We start from the raw sequence: 7,781 nt of genomic DNA on the forward strand, positions 1-7,781 counted from the left end.
AAATCGGTTTTACTTAAATTCCAGTTCACATCAACAATGTGGCTATTACGTTTTACATCGATGTAATAGCGACCACGTCCGCCATCCATCTGCTGACGTTTCACATCATCACCTGGTGTTACGCCATAGCCGCTGGTCTGAGGATTTAGCTTTAACTTGTACATAACTTTCCTTCAGGTAATAAAAAACCACCTCGAAGGGTGGTTTGATGAAATAAGGTTTAGATATTTAAATTAATTACAAAAACGATTTAACATTAAGAAATCGATTTAATAATAGTTTCTTTACCATCTTCAAAAATCTCTTTCACTACAAACTTGCAGTAAGCTCCATCTTGAGATGGTTCAGTCAGTAAAACTGGATTCACAAAATCTTTGATCTGTTTAAAACGGATCAATTCATAATTTCCATTTCTTTCCAACTGATAGTCCATTTTTACATCACAACTATACATAGTAGTTGACCCAATAACAGAAGTAAGCCTGAAAGTTAACTTCTTATTTGCGGGTACTTTAAACTCAAAAAACTCTTCACCATTATTTAAACTGATTGTGGGTTTAGGCATATTTAATTTTTTGGGCTCATGCATAGAGCCATACTTTGTTAAATTATTTGAAATCTGCTTAGTTATTAGGTTTTTTGAAATTTTTTCACCCTCATTATTTTGATAAGTAATATAAAACTGCACCATGGGAATATTACTTCTATAAACCCTTAAATTTGCAGTATTTCCCGAAACATCATCCTGATACATATTTGTGGATCTTACGAGATTATTTACTGCAGGAATGGCACAGCCCGAAAGGCTTAAAAGTATTGTCGAAATTACAATTATTTTTTTCATGTCATAACCATCAATTTAAATGCCAACAGACTCTATCACCTTGAAATTTAAATATTATGAAAATGAACCCTCCAAAAAGGGTTCAAATCATTAAGTGCGATTTCGTCTTGCAGTTGTATTCTCAGTCAAAGACCGACTAATAGTTGAGTTTGGATTACCAATTTGATCACTAACAAGCTTTGGTACCGTTCTTGGAAGCTGCTTATCCAGTTCATCTTTAACAATGATCCGGACTGTTTGCTCATCCAGTTGTTCAGCTTCAACTGTCGCCCCACTCATCTGATTAATCACTTCAATTTTGAAATTGATTATCGGAGAAGATGGCTTAATTGAAGGCATAATCTCAGCTTGAGGGCGTGAAGTACGTCCTAAAGTAAAATCCTGAACATCATCCAGATTTGAACGATCCTGAACTAAACCATTGGATGAGAAGTAGACCTTGCCATCATGGAATAAGTCAGAATTTGCCGAAGAAACTAACTTAGGTGTGTCTCTATTACCTTTATAGATAATCTGAGTATCTTGAACCAGTTGATTAAAGATGTCAGCTTGCTTTTGGCTTTCTATAAAGGCACTAGAGCTCATCATTGCACGGCGCATGACACTATCAACCGAGGCATTGTTATTGAGAAAAGCTTCAGGGTTAGCACTCTTACGCATTTTCTCAACTAAACCAACTCCGCCCCAGCGTTTAATATCTTCTTGGGACCAGACCACCTCTCCTTTATGGACAATACCAGCAGGCTGATATTTCCCACCTGATCCAGTGTAACCACCGTCAGCAAAGCCTTGATCTTTGATTGCCCGGATGTTTGCAATGATACTAGCACCTTGAGCAACCGCCCCAGCAATCAACGGTAAGTTAAGAGGAAAACCAGCTTTTGAAGCTGCTGCGATGTTTTGCTGAATCGCAATACCTGCAGCTGCAATCGCATAAGCTTTATCTGCAACGAACATGATTTTGTAAGCTTTAGATTGCTCTCCAAACATTGAACCAAACATAGATGTAAGAGAACCCATCATTTGGCCACCAAATGCAATTTGAGTGTTCAAGCGGTCTTGCTGATACTTATCTTCAATATCCTGAGCATTCTTTGCATATTCGGCAGCAATCTGATTACGTTGATCTTGAGCAGCTTGAATGATTGCCGTTTTCTGATTTTCGTAATCCTGCTGCTTAATTAGCCCTGCTTCGAATTGAGCATTCAGACCATCTAAAGAGTTTTGCTCATTCAGGTCGGTAGCAGCAAATTGACTATCTGCTAAATCATTTGCAGCATTTAAGCGGCTAAATCGTTCCTGATCTTGTCTGAAAAACTCGCCGGTACCATTCATATCCGCTTGGATACCACCCCAGTTTTGAACAGCATTATTCACTTTATCGCGTGTCTCTTTATCCTGATTGGCTTTAGATAATGCGATTAGCTTTTGCCGCTCTTCTATAGAAAGCTTGGTATTCTTAAGAATTTCCTCCCGTTCTAGTCTGTAACGTTCCTGCATGGCTTGCGTTTCCGAAAGCAGAGATAAACGTGCTTGAAACAACCGCTGTTCCTGAGCTAGTTTTAATAACCCTAACTCTTGCTGTTTTTGCTGTTCCAGCAATTCAACAGCTTGCTTCTGCTCAGACTTACTTAATTCAATGTCATGAGCTGCATTGAACTTTTTACGGTTAAAGGACTCTTCTAGTAACTGTTCCTCGGTTTTACGAAACTCCTTGTAGTCTTCCAGCTTGCTTCTAATTGCTTGTTTAGCAATATCCACATCATTATCAGCACGGCGCTGTAATTCTGCCTTAATTTCAGCTGTTCGTTCTGGCGAGAATCCTGCCTTATCAACGTCTTCCAATCTAACTTTCAAATTATTCTGGATCCGCTGTACTTCAGAAGCTACTTCATTTTCAAGAGACCGCTGAGCATCTAATTGACGATCAAGTTGAGACTGAATGTCACCAGCTGCCTTATCACTGCCCTTACTCGCACCGCCTTTCACCTTGCTCTGCATCTTGGGAGATTGATGTAGAAGCTTAAGAGACACTCCATCCTCAAAGATCACTTCACTGACATAACCACCTCCCTTGCTGTCATACCATGTCTTGATATCTTTCACAGCAACATTGGTCGTGATTGGTGTTCCTTCAGGCATTGAAAAATCAATACCCTTATGAAATGAAGAAGCCCCTTTAGTTGGGGCTTTTCGTGGACCATAATTAGAACTGATCTTGTAGGAAGTTAAAGGTTTTCCACCTGCTTGTAATCGAGCCAGATGTTCATTTGAAACTTTCTGGCCAGACATTGAACCACCATAACGGACGTCAAGATGAGGGCCAGTGCCAATACCAGATTGACCGGAAATACCGATTAGTCGTTTGCTGACCTTTTCTTGTTTCTCTAACTCTTTAGTGCGCGCCTTATCCTTGTTTACAAGAGCCTCAAGAGCATTTTCCTGCGCAACAATACCTTTAATGATTTTGTCTTGCTCTACGGTTACACCCGAGTAACCTTTTTTCTGGTTCTCCCTGTATGTCTGCAAAAGTAAATCAGCCTCTTCAACTGATCTTCCATATTTTTTAATAAGTGTAGTTTTAAAAGCTGCATCCCATTTACGATCTGCAAGCGACTTATTGATGTCTTTAAGCTTTTTATTAAGCTCGGTAACGTCTTGAACTGCTCCTTTCGCACCTTGACTAACATCATTAAAACCTGCTTTTGCATTAGCACCAGAAGTACGAACCTGATTTAACTCAGAGTTTGTTTGCTTCACAGCTTTCGTGTTTTCATCTACTTTCTTCTTGCTATCAGCCAGCTGGTTAATTTGATCCGAACTGATGAATGAAAGTTGATTTAATCTATTGAAAGCTTGGTTTACATCAATAACGCCAGTTTTTAATTCTGCCCATATTCGATAAGCTTCAGCACTTTGCTTATTGTTGTCAGTGATAGACTGAGTAAGTAACAAGAACTCGTTCTGAGATTTAGATAGTTGAGCATTCTGTAAACTTAGTTGCTTTGTCAGTTCATCTTCCGCTGCTCGCTTTTGTGCACCTTCAAGCTTCATGAGTTCATCAGCTGCCATGCTTGCATAACGTGATTGCTTCTCAAGCATGTCATTGGCTTTATCGCCATTGTCACGCATTAAAAGATATCCGGCAGCTAAACTTGCTACTGTAATGCCCATACCAACTGGACCACCAAGTAAACCTAAAAGCCGTGATCCTATCCCTACACTTGCCGCACCAGCTGCTGCTGATCTTGATTGAGCTACAGCCAATGCTTCTTCAGCAAGTGCCAATTCTCTTGTAACTTGAGCCTCAATTTTCTTTAACTCAGCCATACGAGTTAATGTCGCTGTTCTGCCTTTTTCAGTAATTTGAGATTTAAGGCGCTGTACTTCTAGAGCTTTCTCAGCCGCAATAGCAGCTAAAGTTGCTTGAGTATTTGCAACAACTGTTTGAGTGCTAATTACTTGTTGAGCTGCAGCTGCGCGCTCGGCTTGAATTGCAGCATATTGCGTAACTGTTTGAGCAGCTAATTCCTTAATTTTTGCAGCTACAGCAACACCTGAGGCATAAATTGCAGGAATGTAGGTTCCAAGCCAATAAGCACCACCAACCATCATTGCAGAAGTTAAAACATCTAGGTTTCCAGCTAAAGTCTGAATGTTGCCCGCTAAAACTTGTGCTGCACCTGAGCCCTTTCCTGACTCCCCAACAAATTTAGTAATCTCGTTGTTGAGCAGCGTCAAAGACTGTCCAATAGTGATATCGGTTTTTGCAAAAAGTGCATCTACATCTTTTTCTACATTTCTAAGCGCTTTTACAATTTCTTGTGAAGTAATTTTTCCTTCAGCTGCAACAGATCGCAACTCTCCTACGGTGATTCCCATACCTTGAGCAATAGCCTTTGCTAATGCCGGGGTTTGCTCCATTACAGAATTAAGCTCTTCACCACGCAACGTTCCGCTTGCCAAAGCCTGCCCAAACTGAACTAAAGCTGCATCAGCAGCTTCTGCACTTGCACCACTAATTGCTACGGCTTTAGATACGGTTTCAGTTAAACGAGCAGTGTCATCCATTGTGAGGTTTAGTGTTTTTGCATTATCACTAAAACGCTGGTAGACCTGAAGAACAGAATCCCATGCTGAATAGGTTTTTTGTGCGATCTGGAATGTATCTTCAGTCGCTTTATTCAATTCAGCCTGATTATTAGTAACGAGCTTTAGACGATTCTGAAGACCTGTATAAGTGTCCATTTTAGATATAGCTGCACCCACCGTTACTAGCCCAGCCATATACCCAGCTAGTGCACGAGTAGCTACAGATAAGCCATCCATTGACTTAGAAGCATAATCACCTTTACGTTCAATGCTAACAAGTTCATTGCCTAGATTACGCGCATTACGTTCAGCATTTTGCGAATCAATAACAATGACCAAACGGGATTCTTGTGCCATCTTTACTTTCCTCTAGGCAATAAAAAACCCGCTTTCGCGGGTTTTTTTTAAATGAATAAATTACTTTTCTGGATCTGGATGATATTGACCATCGCTACCTAGAAATAAAACTTTATTTCCAAATCCAACTACATCAGCTCCATAAGAATTTTGAGCTGTATATTCAAGTCCAATTTTAAGCAATGCTCCTTCTTGCTTCACAATTGCACTTCTAGGCTTAAATGAGTAAGGATTTTTGAGACCTATTTTTTCTAATACAGACACAAAATATATGTTCTGAGAAATGCTCTTTTTTGAAAGCGGTAAATCTATATTTGGATCCATTACTGTTATTACACTAATGTTAGATTTTCTTCCTTCTCCATCTTTAAGTTGCTCAATGTATTTTGTATCTTTGTGAATTAGATCCTTTAGATTCTTTTTTCTTAGGTTCTCAGCTGCCACTTTATAAAGTTTTTTGTTTTCTTCAATTCTTTTTTCAACAACATCAGAAAACTCTTTTTCAGCTTTATTTGATTGATAATTCTCATTGAAATTTTTGAACGTTAACGGCGAAGAAATATCTACTTTTTTAAAGTTCTCATTTGAACCAAATGAAGATTTTAGAGCGGAAATTAAGTTAGGCGTCTTATCTCCAATTACATAACTCTTCGATTCTTCATCTACTAAAACCACAAGAATTTCTTTATTTTTCGAATCAAATGCAACAAAACTTTTTAAATGCTGTCCAACAAATTTATTTTTATTTTGAAGAAATTCGGCTGTTAGAATTCCATTTATAAGATTATTTTCATTAATACAGCCATCCTTATCAAAATCTGCAGACTTCATTGCTCCAAATTTCATTAATTTTGAATCAAATGCTTCTTTAAAATTCGCATCATAGGCAAGTAAATTAAATCCTCTTAGTTTGCATTTATCATGATAATTAAGTGGTTGTGAAGTATTCGCTAAAGCAAAAACTGGTAAACAAAATAAACTTAATAAAATAATCTTTTTCATGAAATTACCCTCATATTTGAGGGTAATTTAGCAAACTGACCATTAAATGTCACATGAAGAAAAACCGCTATCTCTAGCGGTTCCTCAAATATTACTTACAGTTCCAGCGTTTATAAAGAGCAGTAAGATGTTCATAAATATTTGGGGCTTTTTCTTGCTTGCTTTTGATTATTTCCCCGAAAAATTCATAGTTATTTGTCACAATTGTTTTTAATGTATTCTTCATTAACTGTTCTTCAAGATCTCCATATCGAATACCTACAGCTATAAACTCAAAGTAGTTCAATTGATAGAATATTGCATTACGTTCTTCCTGAGAAAGATCCAAAAATTCAGCCATGGAAATAACTGCTGAATCTCCTCTTTTGCCTTTAATGTCTACATAAACTCCTGTGGCATAGTTTGCATGCCTGGCATAAGCCTCAGAAAGTCTAGACGCCATTAATGTTTGGATTGAGTGACTTCTTTTGGAGGTCAAATCTTGCCCCCTGCTAGTAAATAACCACCCTAATACCGCAGCCAATATGCCCAGAAGTACAATTAAAGAGTCAGCCTTTCCAGCAGTATTGCTAATTTCAAAATTCAAAAAACTAAACTTATTCCATGAGATATGCCAGTAGACAGTTTCTACGAAACATACAATCAAGCAAATCATCATGATATTGAGCTGAATATAAGTTCTTGGCTTCAGAAAAAAAGGATCTCTTACCTTCCAATAAAATAACCATAGTACTATGACATAAGGCAAAAAGAGTAAAATTGTTCTTAGTAATAAGATATTATCAATATTCATCAATAGCTCAAAAAAATAAAGCATCCATAATAGGATGCTTTATTTGTATTCTTTTGTAAACTAGCTGATGCCATAACCATCTGCTAAGCGATAGTTTAATTTTGTAGTTTTCATGGCGTCTCCTCTCAAAGCTTACGCTTGATTAACCCTAGATACGTCTTAATTAAGATATGCATCGCAGTAGATGACCGCTTTGCAATTTGCAATAGTAAACATTTCGTTTAAACGCATAGTACGTTTTATTGACAAAAGTGTCAATAACGAATCGTAGCGCCAATGTCAATCACTTGACCGTATTATGTAACATTAATCGCGCTATATAATGTCGCAAAGTCTAAGTTATGTACCGAACCTCAGCACTTAAGTCTTCGTCGCTCGTTGCGTCGCCTTCTTATGCGCTTCATCCAGAAACAGGTTATCCAAAGCAAAAATACAGTCATTAAAAATATGAGCAGCCACAGGCAAATCATTATGTTCAGCATAGATATTGATTGCATGCTGGTCTAATGATAACGGGATGCTCTGCTCATACCGTCTGGATCGGCATATAGTGCTAAATGCCGAAAGAATGGATTCAGCCGCATAAGAATATTCTGGCGGATCCGGAATGTGTCCACCTAAGAACTTGATTTGTTCGATTTCGTGCGGCGTTTTCGACGCATACGTTTTTTGGTATTTGTAGAGCTCGATGAC

At 38.1% G+C, this 7,781-nt stretch carries 5 protein-coding genes; all 5 read right to left on the reverse strand.

Features of this window, described 5'->3' with window-relative positions; all coding sequences use genetic code 11:
- Positions 1-256: 256 nt before the first annotated feature.
- The gene (locus G9371_RS18750) at positions 257-844 is read right to left on the reverse strand and encodes a hypothetical protein (protein WP_029423749.1); all 588 of its coding nucleotides are present in this window, start codon (positions 842-844) and stop codon (positions 257-259) included.
- A gap of 90 nt (positions 845-934) precedes the next feature.
- Complete coding sequence (locus G9371_RS18755; RefSeq protein ID WP_029423748.1) at positions 935-5,293, reverse strand: tape measure protein; 4,359 nt, start codon at positions 5,291-5,293, stop codon at positions 935-937.
- 60 nt (positions 5,294-5,353) lie between these two features.
- Positions 5,354-6,295, reverse strand: coding sequence for a hypothetical protein (locus tag G9371_RS18760; RefSeq protein WP_029423747.1), 942 nt, complete (start codon positions 6,293-6,295; stop codon positions 5,354-5,356).
- A gap of 91 nt (positions 6,296-6,386) precedes the next feature.
- Entirely contained in the window at positions 6,387-7,088 is a 702-nt protein-coding gene (locus tag G9371_RS18765; RefSeq protein WP_029423746.1) for a DUF4760 domain-containing protein, read from the reverse strand.
- Positions 7,089-7,448: 360 nt separating this feature from the next.
- Positions 7,449-7,781, reverse strand: a 333-nt coding sequence (locus G9371_RS19310; protein WP_227591301.1) for a hypothetical protein, incomplete at its 5' end; no start/stop codon positions are given.

The sequence above is a fragment of the Acinetobacter sp. EKM10A genome (genome assembly GCF_011075215.1).
GTDB classification, from domain to species: Bacteria; Pseudomonadota; Gammaproteobacteria; order Pseudomonadales; family Moraxellaceae; genus Acinetobacter; species Acinetobacter baumannii.

Bases quoted from the DNA above. Each gene is read 5' to 3' on its own strand.
- G9371_RS18750 (WP_029423749.1), bottom strand. From the start codon at position 844: ATGAAAAAAATAATTGTAATTTCGACAATACTTTTAAGCCTTTCGGGC.
- G9371_RS18755 (WP_029423748.1), bottom strand. From the start codon at position 5,293: ATGGCACAAGAATCCCGTTTGGTCATTGTTATTGATTCGCAAAATGCT.
- G9371_RS18760 (WP_029423747.1), bottom strand. From the start codon at position 6,295: ATGAAAAAGATTATTTTATTAAGTTTATTTTGTTTACCAGTTTTTGCT.
- G9371_RS18765 (WP_029423746.1), bottom strand. From the start codon at position 7,088: ATGAATATTGATAATATCTTATTACTAAGAACAATTTTACTCTTTTTG.